10 protein-coding genes are annotated in these 23,967 nt (G+C 47.9%); 2 read left to right on the forward strand and 8 right to left on the reverse strand.

From position 1 onward, the window contains the following. The 7 genes from AC0L6V_RS08785 to AC0L6V_RS08815 form a co-directional block, all read right to left on the reverse strand. On the reverse strand, positions 1 to 7,959 hold the full coding sequence (locus AC0L6V_RS08785) for a cadherin domain-containing protein (protein ID WP_418138932.1): 7,959 nt from the start codon (positions 7,957 to 7,959) through the stop codon (positions 1 to 3). Beyond that, on the reverse strand, positions 7,952 to 16,216 hold the full coding sequence (locus AC0L6V_RS08790; protein ID WP_418138933.1) for an autotransporter-associated beta strand repeat-containing protein: 8,265 nt from the start codon (positions 16,214 to 16,216) through the stop codon (positions 7,952 to 7,954). The genes AC0L6V_RS08785 and AC0L6V_RS08790 overlap by 8 nt, the downstream gene beginning before the upstream one ends. Before the next feature lie 112 nt (positions 16,217 to 16,328). After that, positions 16,329 to 17,063, reverse strand: coding sequence for an efflux RND transporter periplasmic adaptor subunit (locus AC0L6V_RS08795; RefSeq protein WP_265219168.1), 735 nt, complete (start codon positions 17,061 to 17,063; stop codon positions 16,329 to 16,331). Between the two features lie 3 nt (positions 17,064 to 17,066). Continuing rightward, the gene (locus AC0L6V_RS08800) at positions 17,067 to 18,662 is read right to left on the reverse strand and encodes a TolC family protein (protein ID WP_265219167.1); all 1,596 of its coding nucleotides are present in this window, start codon (positions 18,660 to 18,662) and stop codon (positions 17,067 to 17,069) included. A gap of 29 nt (positions 18,663 to 18,691) precedes the next feature. Then, positions 18,692 to 19,291 carry an OmpA family protein gene (locus tag AC0L6V_RS08805; RefSeq protein WP_265219166.1) on the reverse strand — a complete coding sequence of 200 codons (600 nt, stop codon included), beginning with the start codon at positions 19,289 to 19,291 and terminating at the stop codon, positions 18,692 to 18,694. A gap of 485 nt (positions 19,292 to 19,776) precedes the next feature. Further along, entirely contained in the window at positions 19,777 to 20,493 is a 717-nt protein-coding gene (locus tag AC0L6V_RS08810) for a phage tail protein (protein WP_418138934.1), read from the reverse strand. An 83-nt stretch (positions 20,494 to 20,576) separates the two neighbouring features. Then, positions 20,577 to 21,368, reverse strand: a complete 792-nt coding sequence (locus tag AC0L6V_RS08815) for a phage tail protein (protein ID WP_265219164.1) — start codon at positions 21,366 to 21,368, stop codon at positions 20,577 to 20,579. Positions 21,369 to 21,722: 354 nt separating this feature from the next. Here AC0L6V_RS08815 and AC0L6V_RS08820 point away from each other — a divergent pair, with 354 nt between their 5' ends. Together AC0L6V_RS08820 and AC0L6V_RS08825 are read left to right on the forward strand one after the other, a co-directional pair. Next, entirely contained in the window at positions 21,723 to 21,902 is a 180-nt protein-coding gene (locus tag AC0L6V_RS08820) for a hypothetical protein (protein WP_418138935.1), read from the forward strand. A gap of 22 nt (positions 21,903 to 21,924) precedes the next feature. Then, entirely contained in the window at positions 21,925 to 22,968 is a 1,044-nt protein-coding gene (locus AC0L6V_RS08825) for a multidrug effflux MFS transporter (protein ID WP_265219162.1), read from the forward strand. A gap of 220 nt (positions 22,969 to 23,188) precedes the next feature. Here AC0L6V_RS08825 and AC0L6V_RS08830 read toward each other — a convergent pair whose 3' ends face one another. After that, a complete protein-coding gene (locus AC0L6V_RS08830; protein WP_265219161.1) occupies positions 23,189 to 23,746 on the reverse strand; it encodes a TetR/AcrR family transcriptional regulator in 558 nt (185 codons plus the stop codon). Between the last annotated feature and the right edge of the window lie 221 nt (positions 23,747 to 23,967).

A 23,967-nucleotide genomic window follows, 5' to 3' on the forward strand; every position in this document is an offset into this window, starting at 1 on the left:
TTAAGAAGCCAACAGCTTCATCAAGCCGCTCCCGTAATCATCGTACTGCTCCGCAGCAACGGCCAATTGATCATCCAACGACATGAATACAGGGCTTACATTAGTCACTGTGTCCGCTGGTGCTGTTTGAGGTAAACGTTCCAAATCCACCTCTATCTCCAATATCCGCACATTGCCATCAGCATCCACCGCGTTCACTTTTAACGTAATCGTACCTTGCCCTGGTGGTGGTGTCATTGTGACTTCACCCGTTGTTGGGTTGATTTCAATCCAATCTGGTAGCTGTGTCCCGTCTGCCAAGGTACCACTGTATCGAGCAACGGTAGACGTATCCGCAATGGTAATAGAAACTCGCTCCCCTTGCGGAACAATGGTTGCCACGGTTAAGCCTGTTGTATTGGTCGATGCACCACTGGTTTCTGTAACCTGAACCTGACCATCGGCGCCCACATTTACAGCCACTCGGGATTCAGACACCACGACCGTATTTGTGCCAGTAGCTTGTCCTACATTTGGTGTGTTTACTGACGCTTCAGCGACAGACTGAGCTGGACTGGCGCCAGCCGATGCCGTCACCTCAGTAAAGCCCCTTGAGCCTCCAGACGTTTCCACCACACCCGTTGGCAAAGCACTAGACGATGTCACGATATCAGGCGCCGTAAAACCGGTGTTTTGAACAGGTACGGCTGGCGCCGCGTCAACCACTGGACTGGCAGTTGCCACCACTGGCGCAGGATTCAAAGTCAGTGTTACCGGTACTTTAACCTGAGCGCCATTGATATCAGTAACGACAATCTGCAATGTATTGATACCTTCAAAACCACCCTGAGGTGTTCCAGATATAGTGCGAGTCGCGGCGTTAAACACCAGGCCTGTTGGTAGATTCTCAATACTCCATACCAACTGGTCATTGGCGTCAAGGTCGCTAAATAAATTCGCTGGTAAGGTAACAGGAGTAAATATCTGACCCGACGTTCCTGACATATTCGCCACAGTACCCGATACGATTGGCGCATCGTTGGCGCCCGTGATGTTAAACACCGCCGCGGTTATTGCTGTCGCATTGCCATCCGTTATTTGAATCGTAAAACTATCTGTAACAGATTGCCCACTCGTCAAACTTTGCGTACTAGTCGCATTATTGTTCAGAACATAGCGAATAATGTCTGTAGAAGTCGTTATTGTCGCAGTACCATAAGTCCCCGTTCTGGAATAAGTTTGTCCATTGTCAGTGGTTGTCCAGCCACTATTCGCTAGAAACTGAGCATCATAACGAACCACACCAACCGTATCGACATCGCCCTTTGTCAGCGTTATGGTCGCACTATTCGTACCGGCATTGGTATTATTGACACCGCCCGCTTCCACAAGCGTCGCTGTCGCTACACCTGCACTCACCGTTGGCGCGTTATCATTCAAATCATTAATGCTCACAACAACGGCTTGGCTAACACTTAAATTACCTGAATTAAAGTTACTAGCTCCATTGTCCGTCGCGACCACATTAAAACTATAGCTGGCTTTCGTTTCGTAATCGGCTGACGCTTTCAACGTCACTTCGCCCGTTGTCGCATTAATATCCAACAAGGCCGCATCATCGCCCGTGAGGCTGTAAGTCAAGCTGTCATTCGCGTCCACATCCGTGGCCGTCGCCGTGTAAATCACCGTGTTAATGGCGGCATTTTCATTCACACTGCCCGTTGCTCCAGACGTCATCACCGGTGCTTCATTCACATCATTGATGCTCACAACCACCGCTTGCGTATCGGTCAGATTACCTGTGCCGTTGTCCGTCGCCACAACAGTGAAACTGTAGCTGGCTTTAGTTTCATAGTTCGCAGACGCTTTCAACGTCACTTCGCCCGTTGTCGCATTAATATCCAACAAGGCCGCATCATCGCCCGTTAGGCTGTAGGTCACACTGTCATTCGCGTCCACATCCGTGGCCGTCGCCGTGTAAATCACCGTGTTAATGGCGGCATTTTCATTCACACTGCCCGTAGCTCCAGAAGTGACTGATGGCGCTTCATTCACATCGTTGATGCTCACAACCACAGCTTGCGTATCGGTCAGATTACCTGTGCCATTGTCCGTCGCCACGACAGTGAAACTGTAGCTGGCTTTAGTTTCATAGTTCGCAGACGCTTTCAACGTCACTTCGCCCGTTGTCGCATTAATGTCCAACAAGGCCGCATCGTCGCCCGTTAGGCTGTAAGTCAAGCTGTCATTCGCGTCCACATCCGTGGCCGTCGCGGTGTAAATCACCGTGTCAATTGCGGCATTTTCATTCACACTGCCCGTAGCCCCAGAAGTGACTGATGGCGCTTCATTCACATCATTGATGCTTACAACCACCGCTTGCGTATCGGTCAGATTACCAGTGCCGTTGTCCGTCGCCACGACAGTGAAACTGTAGCTAGCTTTAGTTTCATAGTTCGCAGACGCTTTCAACGTCACTTCGCCCGTTGTCGCATTAATGTCCAACAAGGCCGCATCGTCGCCCGTTAGGCTGTAAGTCAAGCTGTCATTCGCGTCCACATCCGTGGCCGTCGCGGTGTAAATCACCGTTGCCACGTCTGCATTTTCATTCACACTGCCCGTTGCTCCAGACGTCATCACCGGTGCTTCATTCACATCATTGATGCTTACAACCACCGCTTGCGTATCGGTCAGATTACCAGTGCCGTTGTCCGTCGCCACGACAGTGAAACTGTAGCTAGCTTTAGTTTCATAGTTCGCAGACGCTTTCAACGTCACTTCGCCCGTTGTCGCATTAATGTCCAACAAGGCCGCATCATCGCCCGTGAGGCTGTAGGTCACACTGTCATTCGCGTCCACATCCGTGGCCGTCGCCGTGTAAATCACCGTGTCAATTGCGGCATTTTCATTCACACTGCCCGTAGCCCCAGAAGTGACTGATGGCGCTTCATTCACATCATTGATGCTTACAACCACCGCTTGCGTATCGGTCAGATTACCAGTGCCGTTGTCCGTCGCCACGACAGTGAAACTGTAGCTAGCTTTAGTTTCATAGTTCGCAGACGCTTTCAACGTCACTTCACCCGTTGTCGCATTAATGTCCAACAAGGCCGCATCATCGCCCGTGAGGCTGTAAGTCAAGCTGTCATTCGCGTCCACATCCGTGGCCGTCGCCGTGTAAATCACCGTGTTAATGGCGGCATTTTCATTCACACTGCCCGTTGCTCCAGACGTCATCACTGGTGCTTCATTCACATCATTGATGCTCACAACCACCGCTTGCGTATCGGTCAGATTACCTGTGCCGTTGTCCGTCGCGACCACATTAAAACTATAGCTGGCTTTCGTTTCGTAATCGGCTGACGCTTTCAACGTCACTTCGCCCGTTGTCGCATTAATGTCCAACAAGGCCGCATCATCGCCCGTTAGGCTGTAAGTCAAGCTGTCATTCGCGTCCACATCCGTGGCCGTCGCGGTGTAAATCACCGTGTCAATTGCGGCATTTTCATTCACACTGCCTGTAGCCCCAGAAGTGACTGATGGCGACTCATTCACGTCGGTGATTGATAAAGTCACGGTTTTTTCTGTAGTGCGCATACCGTCAGAGGCGATTACCGTAAAGCTGTAAGAAGACTTAGTTTCGTAGTCAGCCGCGGCTTTCAGTTTCACTTCGCCAGTCGTTGAATCAATAGTGAAGGCGCTGTGATCATCCGTCGCTTTTAAGCTATAAGTCACGCTGTTATGGGCGGAAGTGCTATCGGCATCGGTGGCATTGGCATCATAAACAACGGTTGTCGTCGCCGTATTTTCAGCCAAAGTCGCTGTTGCAGCAGAGCTAAACACAGGCGCATTGTCGTTGACATCGTTAATAGAGATAGTAACTGCCGCTGCACTGGATCCTTGCCCTACGGCATCGGTCGCCACGATATTCAATGTATAAGAGGTCGCGGTTTCATAATCAATCGCTGCCGCACCCGCGCTGGTAAGCGTCACGACACCATTATTGTCAATCGCAAAGTAGCCATTGTCATTACCCGATTGAATCGAGAACTGACTTACTCCGTTCGTATCTGTGGCTTTAACTTGGCCGATAACGGTATCAGCCACCATGCCTTCATCAAGATTAAAAGCTTGAGAGACCGTCACAACAGGGGCGGTATTATCAATCGTTAATGTATCACCAGAGGTAAATCCAGCCCCGATGGCGTTACTCACTGTATCAGTAATGCCCGTACCAGAAGCGTTAAGGTCAAGACGAAGACTACCATCACCACTGATGTTATTCACGGTGACCTGATAAGTACGACCTGAGCCTGTTATCGAAGCAACCGTACCCGTTGCACCACCAGACAAGCTAAAGTCGCTAACATCGACACCGGTTACGGCCTCATTAAAGGTCACCGTATAGGTTGCACTGTCTGCAGTGGTTAACACGGCACCATCTCGGTTAATCGCAACAACACTTGGACCTGTATTATCTATAGTAACCTGTTGTCCTGTCACACCAGCGCTTATCGCATTGCCCGCCGTATCAGTGATCCCTGTTCCAGAGTCTTTTAAATTTACCCCCAAAGTACCATCACTACTAACGCCATTCACCGTAATGGTATAAACCGAATCAGAAACTTGTGTCACACTCGTGATAGAGCCTCCAGCGGCAGTGCCAGTTAACGTAAAGTCAGCCGCATCCACCCCACTCACGGCTTCACTGAATACCGCGGTAAAGGTGGCTGCACTGCCGTTTTGAGTCTCTGCGCCCGCACGAACAATCGCTACGCCCGTTGGTGCCGTGGTGTCGATGATAAAGGTTTCGCTGTCACCAGCGGACAAGGCATTTCCCGAAGTATCAGTGATATCAGAGGTATTCAATGTAAGCACATAAATACCAGCAACGGCGGTAACACTGGATAAATCTATGGAATAAGCACTGCCACTGCCAGCGACCACTAAACCACTGATGTCAACAGCCGCGCCATCTTTCGTTAAGCTAAAATCGCTAATGTCGACATTAACCACTTGCTCACTAAAATTAATCGCCACTGTGCTCGCATTAGGCTGAGTTGGTGAAGTTACATCAACAATAGCCACGGTTGGCGCGGTAGTGTCTACCGTACCCGTGGTAAAGTTATAACTTGTTGTATCGCTTACTGCCGCCAGAGCATTATTTGAACTGTCTGTTAACGCACCCGCCGTTATCTGAATGGCGTACTGATTGGTCGCCATCAGATTATTCGTTGGGTTGATGGTCAATTTATTACCCACAATAGAAAGCTGCCCATTGTGGTTGCCCACGTCAATGGTCAAACTATTCGCACCATTGCCTGTAATGTCATAAAGGGTAATGGTACCAGTATTACCTAACTGCACTCCCTCATCAAAAGTGATCTGAATCGAGTCCGCGACCGACACCCCTGTAGAATCGTCAGCAGGTACCACCTCGCTAATAGTCGGTGCAATATCATCACTTACCGTAATGCTGAACGATTTCTCAAATGTGGCATCGCCATCACTCACCTGTACACGAATGCTGTAAGTACCCGCAGGTACATTCGCACGATCAGTCACGCGTAAATCAGCCCCGTTGATATTGAACAGCCCATTATTCGTATCGCCTGAACCCGATACCAAAGCATAAGTGAAGCTTTCACCTGTATCCGCATCGGTAGCCGAGAAGCTACCCACCACAATATTGGTGGCGCCTTCTGAATGGCTGTATGTCGTATCACTCAACGCAATATCGGTCGGGGCATCGTTAACCGCCGTAATATCAATATTGACGATAGCCGTACTGGAATCCACAGTGCCGTCATTCGCCTTAATAGTGAGCGTAACGGCATTATCGCCACTGGCGTTGCTCGCACCTGTATACTGGACATTTGACGTGGTATCTAAATAGCTATTAATATCGGCTGCGGAGCCAGAAAGTGTCAATACTCCCGTGCCGGAACCGCTCACTGTCACGTTATCACCAGAAGAAGCGGCTAACGAGCCAGCCGAAGCGGTCAAGGTGACCGTAAGGTTATCGCCATCGCTGTCGGCAAAGACCACGCCAGACAAATCTACATTAGAAGCGGTATCTTCAGTGACAGTAATGTCTGCAGGTGCGCCAGTGATGGTGGGGGCGTTATTACCCCCAATCGCAGTTGAGGTAAAGGTAAAAATAATAGTACCGTCACCTGGTTGATCGACTGGAACGTTAAAGGTAATTGTTTTGCCGTTAACGGTAGCACTAATATCAGCAGCAATAGGAGATGTCCCCCCTGTCCTAGTTATACTAGTAAACTGATCCAAGGTACCACCAGAAAACACAGCATCAAAACTGCTGATACTCATTGCGAAAGAGTTGCTATATGTAATAGTAATAGTGCTGTTCGCAGCGTCTACATCAAAAAGGGCATTGTTATTTCCTCCACTTAAATCATGTTCAACGTCTGCACTGACAGGATTAGCTGCTATAACCTCACTACCTCCCACCGAAATAGCCACACTTGATCCCACTGTGGTCAACACACCAGAATAATCTGAGGCGTCAAGTGTTGCCGTTTCGACACTCCCAGCCGACCTCTCCAATTCCCAATCCCCACCAAGCACCGCAGAACCAGTCAAATCATCAGACGCCGCGATATCCGCACCTGTCACTTGGGCAAGTTGATTGATAAAAGCCATACCCGTGTCGCCTTGGGCGACGTTACAGCCGTAGAGTAAGATGTCGCCACTGTCGCTTAGGGCGTTGCCCCAGGCGGCGTAAGTAGTGCTGTTTTGGTTGATAGCCTGCGCTGAAACCGTTTCTGCGCCAAGATAGATTTCGCCTACACCGCCGTGGGACAGAATGTGTAACGCATCCAAGTCACTGTAATTAGAAAGGATTTCGGTAATTTGCTCGGTGGCAGAGCGTGAACCATCCAACAACCAAATATCCGCTTCTGGATTCGCTTGTTTGGTTAGCTCGACTAAGCCTGGCACACGGGAGTCAATGATAACCACTTGTTTGGCATCGGCAACGGATTGCTCAAGCAAGGTGCCTTCGCGGTTTAGATCGACAATGGCATCAAGCTGCGCTTGGCTTAACGCGCCTTCATTTAGTAAGGTGCCTGCAATAGTATAATTTTCGCCAGCGGTAAATTGCGCTGCAGAAGCTTGATTAACTGTATCATTTACGGAGCCAGTGAAACTCAATCCGACCGTTTGGCCAATGCTGCCATTGACACCACTCACCGTAACTGTGAACACTTTACCATCGGCACTGGAAACGCTGCTCACACCTGTATTGGCCGCATTACCCGTGACGGCAAAATCACCCGTTGCTAAGCCAGACACGGTTTCATTAAAGACCACGGTAAAGACCACATCCGTTGCCGTACCAGCGGCTACCTGATTGACCATGCCACGACCGATAGACGTTACAGTCGGTAAGGTATTGTCGATAGTATAAGATTCGTCCGTTGTCGGTTCTGTCCCAGCCAACGCATTACCAGCGATGTCTGTAATGTTTTGGCCAGACTTAAAGTTCAAGCCAAGGGCACCATCACCGACAATATTACTAACAGTGACGGTATAAGAAGAACCCGAACCCGATACGGCTGAAATAGTGCCGGTTACATCACCAGAAATTTCAAAATCATCCATGCTGACATTGGTAACGGCTTCGCTAAAAGTTACGTTAAAAGTCACCGAATCGGCCGTACTTAAGGCGGCATTTGTCGTGATAATCGCGGTAGCCATCGGTGCAGAGTTGTCTATCGTATATTGCTCAGTGACGGCGCTGGCTGTGGTTGCCGTTAAGGCATTTGTAGCGATATCGGTAACGGTCGCGGCAGATTTCAGTTGCACGCCCAAAGTGCCATCGCCTGTCACACCAGAAACGGTAATCACAAAACCATTGCCGGTACCCGTGACGCTACTAATGCTTGCACCGTTGGTTGCCGTTCCGGTTAATTCGAAATCATCAATACCCAAATCTGTTACGGTTTCGCTAAACACCGCGATAAACTGTACGGAGTCGGCATCTCGTCATGGCACTGTCTACGCGGTTTATTGAGATTAACGTCGGTGCTACCGTATCAACGGTGTAGACCTCATCGTCCGCCGGTTCCACTGTGGCTAAAATGTTACCCGCTAGGTCTTTGACGGCATGGTCAGAGGCCAGATTCAAACCAAGTGATCCCACACCAGATACGCCCGTGACATTCACCGTAATGCTATTCGTACCCGATCCCGAGATAGAACCGATGGTGCCAGCTACGGAACCCGTTGTCGCCAGTACAAAGTCCGCTGCGGTGACATTCACCGCTTCGTTGAACGTTAAGGTAAAACTTGTTGTCGAGCCAGTAATCACCGCATCGCTGGTGCGCTGAATCGACAAGAACGTTGGTGCCACAGAGTCGGTCACGCCAGTGGTGAAGTTCAGTGTGGTATCGTCGCTGATACCAGCATACGTATTACCAGCGATGTCACGTACCGCATTGCCGTCCACTCGAATGGCGTAAGTAGTGGCCTCCTCCAAATCATTGGTCGGGTTTAGCGTCAAGGTATTACCGGAGTACGTTAGATTGCCTCCATTCAGAACATCAAACGTCTCAACCGTTTCACCAGTGGTGACATTGACTAACGTAATCGTGTCGTAGCCTTTAGTAATGTCTTCATCAAAAGTCAGGATAATGTCGCCGCTTTGTGTCACTTGCACTGCGTCATCAGCAGGAGACGAGCTAGACAATATCGGACCTGCGGTATCAATCGTGATCGTTAAACCAGACGAGGCTACGCTCACGTTACCCGCCGCATCCGTTGCTTTAGCGGTTAAGATATGGGTACCAGAAGTTAAATCGGTCACGCTAATGTCTACATAGCCAGAACTTACTGTCCCAGTTCCTAATACTGTTGTACCATCCGTGTCATACAAAGTAATAGTGTCGCCATCACTACCAGCCACTCGGAATGAACCTGATGTATTTTTTGTAACGTTATCGCTGTTTGAAGAACCAGTATCATCTGATGCTTTCAGGTCTGGCGCCCCTGGCGCATCTGGTGCGGTAGTATCGATGACAATCGCCTTATTAGCGGCCAACGAGCTACTGGTATTAGGTGTTGGCAAAGTCAAAATGGCGCTGTTAGTGCCATCTTTAATGGTACCACCATTCAAAGATAAAGCCGCTGTACTGATATAATCCAGATCTGAGCTGGTATCTCCTTCTTGGATGGTATAAACAAAGGTCAGAATATTGGTACCAGAACCAGAGGTATAACTCACAGCACGATCTATCGTGCCCGTTTCCAAGGTAAGTTGGGGGGTACCGTTAGTGATATCAACCGTCACCGCCTTGCTAAAGGTAACGGTAATCTCAATTTCATCACCTACTTTGTAGTGGCCATCGTCGGTCGTTGCCGAGACGCCTATCACACTCGCGATGGTTGGACCCGTCAATAGGAAATCATTACCTGTGCTACCGACGTAAGATGTCGCTAAATCGACACCGTTGAATGTCTTAGCGGTACCTTCAGTGAGGCTAGAGAAACTGCCAATAATCGCATCTGAACCATCATTACTAAGCAGTTCAAAACTCTGAGCTTCTGCAGCCGCTGGTACAACATAATCACCAGAAAGCGATAAAGTCGAGTTATTAAGCAGATCAACTGCACCGTTTACCACTACCTTATCGTAGTCATTGGCGCTGTTAATAGTGGCTGACAAAGCCCCGTCATCAAATGTCACATTACCATTAATCGTCAGTGTTCCTGTATTCGCAGCAACGCCAGCCGACAATGTAGCTCCTTCATTCACCACAACAGCGCTGTTAATTGTGCCTGTACCCTCAAGTGTGCCAGCGTTTACGGTGACAACCCCAGCACCTGAACCATTCATGATACCCGTGACAGTTAAAGTACCGCCATTAATAGTCGTTGAACCTGTGTAGGTATTGGTACCAGACAAGGTTAAAACACCTGTCCCAGTTTTGGTAATGCTATTAGAACCACTTACGACGCCATCGATAGTTAAGTTAGTGCCGGAGACATTAATTGAGGCATTGCTCAGCGCTACACTCCCCGTCAAAGCAGCTGTTCCACTAAGCAACTGTAGAGCGCCATTACCATCAACGCCAGTACCCATGATAGTCAGGTTTTCAGCCAGTGTGACGCCATCGCTCAACACCAAAGAGTTACCTGAATACAACAATGTCATACCCATACCCGCCGTGGAACCTAAAGCATTATCATGGGCCGCGACAACGGTACCACCAAGAATATTCGTCATGCCTTGGTAGCTGTTATTACCAGATAACGTCAGCGTACCCGTTCCGCTTTTATTGAGTCCGACTGTGCCTGAAATCGTCCCTGTTAGGGCCAATGTTTTACCTGAAGCCACATCGACAGAGCCAGAAGTACCCGCTAAGACAATATTATTCGATAAAGTAATATCGGCTGTAGACACCAATGTTGAAGTTGTCAAAGTAATATCCGCACGGCTCAGGTTACTGGCTGCGGAAATAGCTAATTTGCCAGCGTTGACATTCGTCGTCCCTGTATAGGTGTTTGTACCAGAAAGAGATAACGTACCCGCGCCCACTTTGGTCAAGTCAAAATCACCTGAAATAACCCCGCTTAACGTCAGACTATCACCCGCATTAAATGCGCCTATCAGACTGTCAGCAGCCAGGGTAATATCACCGGTCACAGTGGCTGAACCAGTCCCTTCATTGATTTTTAGAGCACCATAGGCAGAATTGATACCTACACCACTAATAGTAAGATTCTCGGCAATAGTTAAGCCGTTCCCAACGCGCAACGTGCTACCGCTAGCCACTGTTGTCGAGCCTGTAGTGTTACCCAAGGCATTATTGTGAGCGGCGATAATGACACCCTCATCGAGGGCAATATTACCGGAGTAGTTGGCATTATCGCCGGATAAGGTAAGCACACCTGTACCCGCTTTGGTTAACACACCTGTGCCAGAAACAGCACCAGATAAAGTGGCGGCATTGGCAAAGTTGACTGTACCTCCGTTGCTGCCAATGGCGAACGCATTGTCAATAGTCACGCCGCTACCTGTCACCGACAGAGTGCCGCCATTCAGCATTACCGTATCTGAACCCAGATTGCTATCACCGGTTATGCTTAAAGTTCCCGAAGTAATACTGGTAGCTCCGTCATAGGTGTTGGTTGCACTCAAGGTTAAAACGCCTGCACCTGCTTTCGTCAAGGCTCCCGTACCTGAAACAATGCCTGATAAAGTGGCGGCGACGCCAGTATCAACTTTGACAACGCCTCCGTTAGACAATATAGAAATGGCATTATCAATATTCGCGCCATCGCCCGTTACAAATAACGTACCTGAATTTAGTGTCAGCGCACCTGTCCCAAGATTCGAATCACCGGTAACGGATAATTCACCACCCGATACCACAGTGCCACCGTCATAGCTGTTGTCGCCACTCAGCACTAAAGAACCTGTTCGAACCTTGGTTAGGCTGAAACTGGAAGAGCCGTCACTTATAGTTCCGCTGATAGTTAAACTGCCCGACAGTACGCCGATCGACGAATTGCCTGCAAGTGTGACAGTACCGCTGCTGCTGCTAGTCCCTACGCTCAGTAAGGCTCCAAGGTTGCCAACTCCAGTCCCGATAATACTTACATTCTCGGCAATAGATACATCAGAAAGAGCTAAAGATGCGCCGCTACTCACCACTGTGCCGCCCACGGTGCTGCCAAGAGCATTGGCATGATTCGCTTGAAGGCCGCCTTGGGCTATTGTTGTCGTTCCGCTGTAGGTGTTATCACCTGATAGCACTAATGTGGTACTACCGCTTTTAATCAGATCACCAGTTCCACTGATGATACCAGTTAAGAATGCTTCTACGCCGCCACTTCCGCTAAGCGTCGTAATCTCAGCGGTCCCAACCAGAACAATATTGTTGTCGTATGTCTGGTTACCAGTCACCTGAAGTTTACCGCCGCTCAATGTTACCGTGCCGCCTAGCAGCATGCCGTCGGTAGCTACATCGACCACGCCGGCACTTACAGTCAAACCACCTGTCGCGCCGGAGTTGTTACTGTTGCTGAGCGTCAAGGTGCCGTTGGCCGATTTAGTTAACGTACCTGTGCCAGACACCATGCCAGATAACGTGACATCCGTGCTATTAGAAATCGTCGCATCATTACTGACTGTTATATCGTTACCAACGGTGCCAGCATCGCTAAACGCAAGTGTTCCACCAGCCAAGGTCACAGCTCCGTAACCCAGGCCATCAGTCGATGCCTTAGCGTTAAGGGTACCATTATTGATTTGTACACCACCCCCAAAGGAATCGTAGTTAGCAGATAGGGTCATAGTACCCAATCCTGCCTTAATCAACTTCCCATCACCTGCTATATCACCAGAAAGCGTGAGGTGCCCACTGCCAGTCTGGTTAAAAGTGACACCGCCGGTTTCAATCTTAAAATCATTATCAATAGTGAGTATTGAATTCGCTGTGTCAAAAGTGGCACCGCCACTCAGGATAACGTCGCCCGTACCCAGATTATTATCACTGGAAATAGACAAGGTACCTGCCGCTACCGTTGTGCTACCGGTATAGGTATTGGCGCCACCGAGGGTCAGTGTGCCTGAACCGACCTTAGTGATACCGCTGGTGTTCGTTGAGGAAATCACACCAGAGAACGTTGTACTGCTGGCATTGCCCACTGTTAGTCCATAGGTCAGTGAAACCGCACCCGATCCTGACAAGGATCCTATAGTCTCGTTACCACCGATCAGACTCAAAGTAGCGCCACTATTGACTGTTACTGCACTGTCATCGCCAATAGAACTGCCGCCTGATAAAGCTAACGTTCCCTCAGCAACTGTCACTGCACCAGTATGGGTATTGCTTCCTGATAATGTCAGTGTTCCGTTACCCACTTTGGTTATCGCGCCTGAGCCAGATACCGCGCCAGATAACGTGACCGGATTCCAATTTGGAGCCGAAATAGTGGCATCCTCATTGACGTTGATCGCATTATCAATCGTAGTCTCACCCGTAATCGTCAGTACAGTGTTTGCCGTTTGCAGAATCACCTGACCACTACCGAGGTTACTGTCACCGGTAATACTCAAACCACCAACGCCAGCAATTGAAGTTGTGCCTGTATACGTATTGTTGCCAGATAAGGTGAGTTTTACGCCACCCGTTTTACTCAGATTACCATCGCCACTAATGACACCGGATATCACCGCCGTACCGCCATTGGTAACACTGACAGTTCCGCCAGACGCTCCCAGAACGATGTCATTATCCAGGGTACCGTTAAATGTAGCTAAGTTTAACGTACCGCCATTAAGGGTTAATTGACCGCTGCCTAGGTTGCTATCACTGGAAATAGACAAGGTACCACCCGTTACTGTAGTTGCACCCTCATAGGAGTTACTACCTGATAACGTCAGCTTACCGTCGCCAGTTTTGGCTATATTTCCTGATCCATAAACGTCGCTGGAAATATTGAGATTATCATTGCTGCCGTTCGTTAAGGTCAAGGTTGTATCTGCTGCCAACGTTATGGTGCTGCCGGAGATACTGACGTTGCTGGTTGCATCCGCGTCAATGATCAAGCTTTCATTAATCGCTAAATCATCCGCCAGTGTGGTACCACTAAACGCGCTGCTTAACACCAGTGTCTGTGTACCAGTAGTGTCAGCTGCTGCTATAGCCACCGCTTCACTGAAGCTAATGCCATCAGACACATCAATCGTTGCGGTGTCTTCGGTATTAGTCACGTAGATAGTATCGCTGGTGACTGTTGTCGTCGCCGTGGTGGTGCCACCTGAGCCATCCGTCAAAGTAAAACCAATACTTACATCGCCCGCTGGTGTATCGTTTTGATAGGTAACACCACTGAAAATCCAGCCCACCATTTCTGAGGTGGCATTGGCGTTAAAGGTGATAGTCATTACACCATTCACATTGGTGTAACTGGCAAAGCTCTGCCCTGCGGATTGACTGTAAAATTTCAGCGTACCGCTGGTCGCATCTGTTGCTGTGGCGGTATAATAAATACTGTTAAAGTCAAATTTATCACCATCCCAAGCACCACTTGCAGTACTGCCTGTGGCAGTACGCTGTATAACCAACGAACCACCGTCCCAGTTATTATCTACACTTGTGACTGTAGCAATGCCGGTTGAACCATTAAAATCATCCAGAAAAGTGTAGGTACCATTAGACCAGACATGTGTATCGCCATCCAGATTATTGATGACGGGCGGATTCGGATTTGGGTCATCATTGATGATAGTGCCAATTGCCGTGTCATCAGCAATGGTGGCATTGCTCGCATCGGACAGAGTAATAGTGAAGGTCTCATTGGGATCAAAATCTGTGTCATAACCGAGGAGGATGTCGAAGGTCTTACTGGTCTCACCAGGAGCGAAGGTCAGAACGTCGCCATTGTTAGCATAATCTATGCCCGAAGTGGCCGTACCATCGCCTGTGCTCCAGTTCACTGTCACAGTCTGATCCGACGCAGCGCTGAGCGTGACCGTGAAAGTCATATAGTTGTACGAATTATTGCCCTCAACCTGTGAGGCATCGGCGATGGAAAGAGTCGGCGCATCGTTAACTGCGGTAATATCAATATTCACAGTGGCCGTACTAGAATCCACAGTGCCGTCATTTGCCTTAATTGTTAAGGTAGCCGCATTGTCACCACTGGCGTTGCTCGCACCTGTGTACTGGACATTTGACGTGGTATCTAAATAGCTATTGATGTTAGCGGCTGTGCCAGCGAGAGTCAGTATGCCTGTGCCGGAACCGCTCACGGTTACACTGCCACCAGATGAAGCGGCTAACGTACCAGCCGATGCGGTCAAGGTGACAGTAAGATTATCGCCATCGCTATCGGCAACAGTCACGCCGGACAAATCTACATTGGAAGCAGTGTCTTCGGTGACGGTAATATCTGAAGGTGCACCAGTGATGGTGGGGGCAGTGTTCACAGAGGAAATAATATTAGTTAATACAATATCATCGATTTCCATATAGGCTGCATTGCCCGTATGCGGGGAAATCGTAAACCAAGTGATTCCCTGAAAATCTGCTGTCGTTGGCATCGTAATCAAAGTAAGATTAGATGAGTCTACAGAGATGCTCTCCGTGGTAAATGACCCACCTTTGCTGGTGGTGATATCGAATGTATCGTCACCATTACTGGAGCCTGAACCCTGATTGCTCAGATTAAACGAAATCAGATCAAACACTCCCCCACTCTGGATGGTCATGGTTGCAGTATCAACCCGATCGTTGACGCCAAAGTAAACACTCTCCTCCCCGTTGTGAGCTTGCCCAGAGACGCTGCCCAACGTTACGATGTCGTCGGTGCCGTCAACCAGCTTGGCTGTAAAAGTGAATGCTGTGCTGGTTGTGGATTCAGTAAAAGTCATCGCTGTGGTGTTTTGCCCCGAGATGCTTCCTGTGCCCGATTCAAATGTAAGGGTAGCATCCGCCAGAATGCCAGAAAAATTGGTCGCACTAACCGCATTCACGACAGATTCAGTCGTTACTGAACCTCTAAAAGCTTCAAGATCCCAATCCCCGCCTAACGCAGCCGCACCAGTCAAATCATCAGACGCCGCCACATCCGCTTGGGTGGCTTGGGCTAAAGCAGTAATAAATTCTTGCCCTTCACCGCTCGCAACCTCACAGCCGTAAAGCAGCAAATCACCGTCTTTATTTAATGCCGCGCCCAGTTGGGCTAAATCAGCAGAACGGGTATTGACGGTAATATTGTCTAGACTAAATCCCCCTAGGTTAACCTGACCTTCGGCACCATGGCTGATGATGTGAATCGCATCGAAGTCACTATTGCTCTCGGCCCATAGTACCATTTGCGCGAGGCCATCTTGAGTGGAATCAAGCAATACCACTTCGACTCCAGCACCAATACCGTCTATCAGTGTCTGGTAATCCGCCACGTTGTCTTCAATAAAGACCACTTCTTTTTTACCATTATTCAAGGTGGGATCAGCCGCTCTGACTTCAGTGGGAGCCATCACCACAGAAGTATCTGTATCTTGCTGATTTGCGTCGGTTTGAAACGCATCATGAAGTTGAGAGTCGGTCAATATATCCACCGCCGTAGCAACCGCGGCACCATCCAGTAAAAGTCGAGGCTCTAGGGCCGAAATAAGCGGTTTACGCGCTTGCTTTTTATTAATGGGTGACGATTTTTTGGTAGATTGCTTACTTGACTGGTTGGTATATTGCTTCTTCATGATCACCACCTCTAAGGGTATATTTTCCTAGTGGCCTATTCATCCATAGGCTTTTATGACTAAAAAACCATTTAATTATTGAAACGCTGCAAACACTAATTACTCTGTTTTTCTATTTGCCAAAAGCAACCTCATCAAACATGGCCAACACACTCATACCAGGTAACACACTGGACGGTACACTCTTTATCGTCGCGCGTATTTGCACCGTTTGGCTGGTTGGATCCACACTGGGACCAATATGGCTAACAAACGCCTGTAAGGTATGCTGTGTTTCTTCAGCCTGTAACTGCAGTTTTCTACCCACTTTTAACCAAGCCATCCATTCAGCTGGCACGATAATATCGGCTTCCAACTGGGCGCGCCCCACCACTTTAAGCAGGGCTTGCTGTTGCTGCACAACTTCAAAACGATGAATGTCAACCTGCTCAACGACACCATCAAATGGCGCTTTAATATTGCAACGTTCCACATTAAGCTGCGCTATGCGTTGCTCAGCCATTACCTTTTGCAATTCCGACTCAGCAATCGCCACCTCAAGGGTACCGATTGAGCGTAACTGATTCAGTTGTTTGGTGTTTTCCAAACGAATTTGTGCAACCTTGACCTCAGCAGAGACTTTCTCTTGTTGGGCATCAAACAAACGACAGTCTAACGCCACCAGTGTTTCACCTTGTTTAAAAGATTCACCCATTCTTTTAGGCAACCCCACCACTAAGGCCGCTAATTCACTGGATAACGTCGCACTGTGTGTTGCCACAAGCAGACCTCGGGCATTGAGCGTCTCTGCCATCAGCGGATTCGCTAACAGCATGGCCACAGCAACGACGCCCACTTTACACAACATAACCTAGCCCTCTTTCTCAGCTGCTTGTTTAGCCAAATAAGCGGCTTGCATTTGTTCTTCACTCACGGCTTCTATATCACCTTGTGACCAACGACCGAACATAGAATCAAACGCATTCGCAAGCTCTTCTAATTTCATGCCGCCAAAACCATTCGGTAGAGGGTCTAAGCCCATAGACACTAAAATTTTACCAAAGCTATTCTGCAAATCAGCATAAGCCACATCACGGCGCAACTCCGCCAACAAGGCATTCACTTGTTCACTAATAACCGTCAACTCACCGACATTCTGGGCGACACGACTTGACTGAATTTGATCTTGAATACGATTCGCCACGTCTAAATAGTTAGTTGCTAAATCATAGGAGTTCTGCGCTTCGGCGTACTCAATATTGGCAATATGCACCTGAGATATGACCGCCATAGAAACCGCTAACGCTTGCTGCTTTGTCGCGGCCATTTTTAAGTTATTAAGCTGATCAATTTTGCCGTAACGAAAAACATTCATTAAATTCCAGTTCACGCCGACACCGGCACTCGCCCAATCATTGTTTTTTAGGTAGTCGGAACCGTCGTAGTTTAGACCTGCACTTAAACTTAGACTTGGAAACAAGGTCAAAAAGGCGGAACTCACTTCTTCTTTAGTGATACGTTCTTGATATTGAGCTTCAATCAATTCAGGACGACGAACCAAAGCCGTGCGCTCCATCGTGCTGATATCCAAATCTAATTCAGGCACTTGGAAATCCGGTGTACCAACATCGGCCAACTCAAAACTTTCTGCTGGATTTAGACCCATTAACGTCGCCAATTCTGCCTTTGCTGGCATTAAGTCTTTGCGCAAGTCCTGCAAGGTGCGAAGCGATTCTAATAACGCTCTTTGGTAGGTTAACGCTTCCATAGGCGACTGAGCGCGCATTTGTTCGATACGAGCCGAGTCCGCTAACGCGGCGCGAGACTGGATAATAAGGGGATCAATTTTAGCCAGCAAACGCTCAGCTGACACCGCACGGTAATAGGCATTACGCGTCTGCTGCATAATGGTCTGCACTACTTTGCGTTCCCGCTCTTTAGAAATCAGGAAACGGTCGGCCTGCTGCTTAGCTCTAAAATACGACAAACCAAAATCCAGTACATCCCATGTGGCACCCACACTGCCAGTAAAGGTACTTTTGTCCGAGGACACAGAATAACTTGGGTTAGAGCCTAAAGCCGCAGGCTTATCACCGATAAAACTCACTGACGCTGACGCCGCATAGTTATTGCGATAGGCGTAACCCGCTCGAACCGCCAAATCAGGCAACATATCAAACTGATCGACTGCTAACTGTCCCTGTGACACAACCGCTTCAAACGCCTTTAAGCGTGCATCACGATTATGCTTAATGGTGCGAGCGAAGGCTTCATTAAGATCAATAGCCTGAGTAACCGGTGCAAAATCCTCTGCTAACAAGGTTTGGTTCTCAACCGCATTCGCCATGACATCATTGTCACTCAAGCGCGAGGGAGAGACCGAACAACCTGCTACCGCAGTCGCAACAAGAATGGCCACTGCTGTTTTAGCAAACATGGTCTTAGTAAACACAGGATGAACAGCCATGATTTCTCCTTAGAATAATGTATTTAAAATCAGTTAGATAATGTCGTCGTGTTTGGCAGACTAAATTCAAACTCAACGCGACGATTTGCGGCATATTGCTTCACCAAATCATCCTTAGAGACGACTTGAGTATTCGGTATTTCTTTCACCAGTAGGCCACTTTCCCCATGCGCTTGTACGCTTATTTGTGCAGCCGATACCCCCAGCATTAATAAACGCTCGCGAACATACGCCGCACGCTGATAAGACAACGCCTGATTGTAAGCCTCTTGCCCTATCGGATCGGTATAACCATGCAAGGTAAGATGAGACTCAGGATACATAATCAAAAATGCCGCCGCTTCATCAAGCACAAGACGACTTGCTGTGGCACGATCAAAATCAAATAAAATGGGGGCAACAGTAGGCGGCAAGATAATTAATGGGGAAGCAACACTGGGAACCTCTTCATTTTGCACGGTCTTTTCTACTTTATTCTGTTGTTCAGAAAGCACTGCACAACGAGTGTAACGATCATCGCAGTCCAACGTTGCACTAGACGATTGAGAAGCAAACTTGCCACAACCTGAGATAGCAGCGGCCATCAGTACAACAAATGTTACACGAACACAGAACACACTAGACAACATAGCGACTCCTGAAACAGGTTAAATATGTAATTAATGAAAAAGCACTAAAATTTGAAAATACAGAATTGAAAAAATAAGCAGAACCGAACGGCTCAGCGAAAGAAGTGTGAAACCTACCTTTGTACAAGAAATAGTGAAAACAACATCCATATCCCTAACCTTCAGCCTCAATATTAAAAAGCAAAACACTTTTCAAAATTTGCAATTTCTTTACCCATTTTAGATCAAGTGTGTTCAAAGATGATAGTAAGTAAGTAAAAAATATTCATAAACTTATATTCGGCAACCATCCAGTTAAAAAGCCACACCGCCCCCTATATACCTAAGACCCCTGAGTAAGAGTTTAAGACTCAAAAAGCGGGACAACTCGATTGAATCCCCCCGCTGCAAACACTATGGACGTTGTGGATACAAGCCCTCAGTGGCAATGCAAAAAGTCAAAGCGATCCGAGGAGCGACAACGGCAAAGGGGATGGTTTGCCCTCCTATAGGATTCCCCCCGTATACCCTAGATCAACCGTACCATTTACGCCTGCCGCTAAATTAACATCCAATGACACTGACCCACTGGCCGTTCCAGTCACACCGCCCTCAGGCCCAATATTAAGATCTGCCGTGGTACCCGCTGGGCTATAAAGTGTCACGCCTCCCAATCCCTGTGCCGCTTTACCCAGCACAGCATGATCAGATGGTGTTATTGAACCAGCACTCGAAGAAGAGGTCGCGATTTTTGCCGCCCCATTCACAGGCAAGGAGATGGTGCCAGATGCGACCCCTGCGCTCGCACCACCACTGGGAACAAAGGTTGCGGCATGGTTATGCCTGGGCATTTGAGAAATAGCCAATGTATGTATTTCTTGCCCCACCATAGCAGCGATATTGAAATTCGTTAGTCCTGGTCCTTGACCTGTGCCAATCGGCGCTCTACCACGTAAGTCAGGAATACCATAAGTATTCCTACCATCACCGCCATATCTGGTTCCTAGCAAGGAGTACAATGCTTGATTGTCATTAATTGCACTCGTTTGCCCAGCCGCCGCAACATAACCTATAGGGCAATAAGAGGCGGCAGTCACACAAACAGAACCAAGATATGGATCCGTAGGGCAGGCAACTGCTGTTTGTGATGTAGCAGCAAAGGCGGTCACTAACAATGCACCAGATAACGAAAAAAGGGATAACGCTTCTGTCTTTTTCTTCATGGTAAGTTCCTTATAAGACCATAAAAAATGTCATTTCTGACACCAAAAATATTCGAATAATTTAACAAAACTGCTTCAAGGTATTATGGGCGAGAAGGGTATATGCCTGTCGTAGCGATGCAGAAGGTCAGGGCGATTCGAGGGGCGACAACAGAAAAGGCTTGGCTTCCACCTGCAGTAGCGACATTGACCGTACCATTTACGCCAGCCGCTAAATTAACAGGAAGAGATACCGGCCCAGTCGCTGTTCCGGTCACCCCACCCTCAGGCCCAATATGAAGATCTGCCGTGGTACCCGCTGGGCTATAAAGTGTCACGCCTCCCAAACCCTGTGCCGCTTTTCCCAACACAGCATGATCAAATGGCGTTATTGAGCCTGTACCCGAAGCAGAGGTCGCGATTTTTGCCGACCCTGTCACGGGTAAAGAGATGGTTCCAGATGCTGATCCCGCATTGGCACCACCACTAGGCACAAAGGTTGCGGAATGATTATGTCTGGGCATTTGAGAAATAGTTAATGAGCGCGTCTCCTGACCTACCATGTCAGCGAGATAAAAATCGGATAATCCTACTCCTTGACCTGTGCCAATCGGCGCTCGACCGCGCAAATCAGGGTAACCAAAAGTAGTTCTATTATCGCCACCAAAATTATAACCAAGTAATGCAAACAACACTTGGTTATTAGAAATGAGAGTTGTTTGTCCAGCCGCCACACTGTATCCTCTCGGACAGTAATCGGTTGCCATCACACAAACAGAGCCGATATAAGGTTCCGTAGCACACGCCAAGGCTTTTTGGGGAGTTGCAACAAATACGGTCACCAACAGTGCCGTCGATAACGCAGAAAGTGATAATGCTGCCGCTTCTTTTTTCATGATAAATTCCTTGTATCCATAAATTACATCGTTATTTTTAATGCTGGCTTTCTCAATCCCTATCAAAAACTGACAAAATCCTTACTAAAGTTAGTCGAAGTTAAACAAATGTCAATTACACAAAATTACACGACAAACGCTTTAAAAGATGGCTTTAACCAAGACAAAGACATATCGGAATTTTTATCAAAACGCGTCTATTTTGCCCCTCCCTTGGGAAAGCACACATTTCCTCATTTTGTGCACACAACAGAAAACTCGCTATCACAAAGCCTGAGTATAATGCTCGACTATTATTTGAGGAGTGCGTTTAGTCACCACCTCAACAATGTCATGTTTTCTTAGGAACACCATATGGAAAATGCTCATAACGATACCTCTTCATCCGGCATGGGATCGAAGGAGTTTACCCTTCTAGTTGCCTTGTTAATGTCTATCACGGCCATCTCTATTGATGCTTTGCTGCCCGCTTTAGGCATTATTGGCGACGAGGCTCGGCGCGGCGACAGCAAACCAACCACAATTGCTCATTAGCATGTTGTTTTTAGGTTTAGCAATGGGCCAGCTGATTTGTGGCCCACTGTCCGACGCCTTAGGTCGACGCCCTATTCTCTTTAGCGGCTTTGCTTTGTACCTAGTAGGCACTGTGGTCTGTTATCAAGCCGACAGTTTAGAAGTGCTCATGTTAGGTCGCTTTATCCAAGGTTTAGGTGTAGCAGGCCCATATATCTCCGCCATTTCTTTGGTTCGTGACTTGTACCACGGCGCGCAAATGGCTCGTATCATGTCATTAGTAATGATGATTTTCGTTTTGGTTCCTGCCATTGCCCCCACACTTGGACAAGCCATTATGTTTGTCGATGACTGGCGTGGTATTTTCGAGATGTATCTGGTTTACGCTGTATGTCTAATAGTTTGGATTGCGTTTCGTTTAAAAGAAACCTTACCCAAATCCAACCGTATCCCTTTTACAAGAACAGGTTTCTACGAGGGCTTTAAAGAGGTGGTGACGAATCGAATTACCGCCAGTTATACCATTTGCATGGGATTGTTCTTCGGTAGCTTTATTGGCTATTTGAATTCCTCGCAGCAAATTTTCCAAGTGCAATTTGAAACGGGCAACCTATTCGCTTTTTACTTTGGCGTGCTGGCTCTGGTGCTTGGGTTTTCTTCACTGATTAACTCACGGATTGTCGAAAAACACGGTGCGAAATACATCGCCTTCCGTGCTATTTGCGTTGTTGTTATTGCATCTATTGCCTTCTTTGCTTTACACGCTTTCGTCACCATCAGCTTATGGATGTTCTTAGTCTACGCATCCGTGTTGTTTTTCTGCTTTGGCTTGTTGTTCGGTAATGTCAACTCTCTTGCAATGGAACCCATGGGACATGTGGCAGGCATTGCCTCTGCTGTTATTGGTTCAGTGTCGTCCATTATGTCCATGAGTATCGGCACCGTCATAGGCCAAATGTACAACAACACCCTAATGCCAATCTCTGGCGGCTTCGTAATTATGGGTTCACTAGCAATATGCCTTATGTACTGGGCAGAAAAAGGACGTGTAGAAGAAGTCATTGAAGAGCAAAGCGCAGCGGTTTAATGAGGGATATGTTTTGTCGCGCACGAGGCTCACCGATTTCCCGATGCGATAAGTGCTAGCTAAACACTCATCAAGAAGAGATACAAGGTCGCGCCTTTAGCGCGACGAGGGCTTGGTTTGTGTAATCGGCTTTTTGTCGGCCTAAAGGCGCGACCTACATGGTTTTGTGTAGGTCGTGCTACGATATTGCTCGGTGAACAAAGGGCGACATCAAGTTCAGCTATTTCATCAAACTATCAAGCTGACGCATCAAGTCCGTCTTATTCATCATTGACTGATTCATCAATGCAGGCATTAATAACGCTTCTCTACTTACCGCTTTTAATGCAAAAAAATTCATCGTCGAAAGAGAATATTGGGCAACCCATACCTGCAATGTAGACTCTAATACCGCTTCAAATTCGGCAAACAAAGCAAAGGTAGAGGCTGCCATTTTATGTTGCTCGCCCAGTAAAATACGATACACGGCAAGGTGCTCTGGTTTATTGATCCATAGCTCCCATAATACAATCCACCCAGAAATCAGAGTCGCGTCTTTTTTCGTCTGCAACTTTTCTAAACGTGCCTGCATTTTGACTTGCGCTTGCTCGGTGAGTGACATCAATACGGTTTCCCACAACACAAGCTTGGTTGGAAAATTACTGTAGACCGTCGGTTTCGACACCGCGGCAGCCAATACCACTTGGTCAATACTGGTACTTTGATAACCCTGCTCAGTAAACAAGCTTGATGCCACGGTTACTATGTGGGCTTTTTTACTGGGTCTTCCTCTTGCCATAACGTCCTCTCAAATAATTAAAGGGAGTCACCCCTTAAAAATCTTAGTCTTACAATAATTACCGTATAGAAACCAAAAATCGGCACATTACGCTTCACTAATGCCCTACAAAAACCACCAAGCACTTTACCCAACACAAACCCGACTCGTAGATTATACATAAAAAAGAAGTTCGACAGCACTTGACGAACACTCATGATCGCATTAAATTAACTAAACGG

The sequence above is a fragment of the Marinomonas sp. G8-14 genome, from assembly GCF_055808935.1.

Excerpts from the sequence above, each read along its gene's own strand:
- AC0L6V_RS08790 (WP_418138933.1), bottom strand. The coding sequence starts at position 16,216 with ATGAAGAAGCAATATACCAACCAGTCAAGTAAGCAATCTACCAAAAAA.
- AC0L6V_RS08795 (WP_265219168.1), bottom strand. The coding sequence starts at position 17,063 with ATGTTGTGTAAAGTGGGCGTCGTTGCTGTGGCCATGCTGTTAGCGAAT.
- AC0L6V_RS08800 (WP_265219167.1), bottom strand. The coding sequence starts at position 18,662 with ATGGCTGTTCATCCTGTGTTTACTAAGACCATGTTTGCTAAAACAGCA.
- AC0L6V_RS08805 (WP_265219166.1), bottom strand. The coding sequence starts at position 19,291 with ATGTTGTCTAGTGTGTTCTGTGTTCGTGTAACATTTGTTGTACTGATG.
- AC0L6V_RS08810 (WP_418138934.1), bottom strand. The coding sequence starts at position 20,493 with ATGAAGAAAAAGACAGAAGCGTTATCCCTTTTTTCGTTATCTGGTGCA.
- AC0L6V_RS08815 (WP_265219164.1), bottom strand. The coding sequence starts at position 21,368 with ATGAAAAAAGAAGCGGCAGCATTATCACTTTCTGCGTTATCGACGGCA.
- AC0L6V_RS08820 (WP_418138935.1), top strand. The coding sequence starts at position 21,723 with ATGGAAAATGCTCATAACGATACCTCTTCATCCGGCATGGGATCGAAG.
- AC0L6V_RS08825 (WP_265219162.1), top strand. The coding sequence starts at position 21,925 with ATGGGCCAGCTGATTTGTGGCCCACTGTCCGACGCCTTAGGTCGACGC.
- AC0L6V_RS08830 (WP_265219161.1), bottom strand. The coding sequence starts at position 23,746 with ATGGCAAGAGGAAGACCCAGTAAAAAAGCCCACATAGTAACCGTGGCA.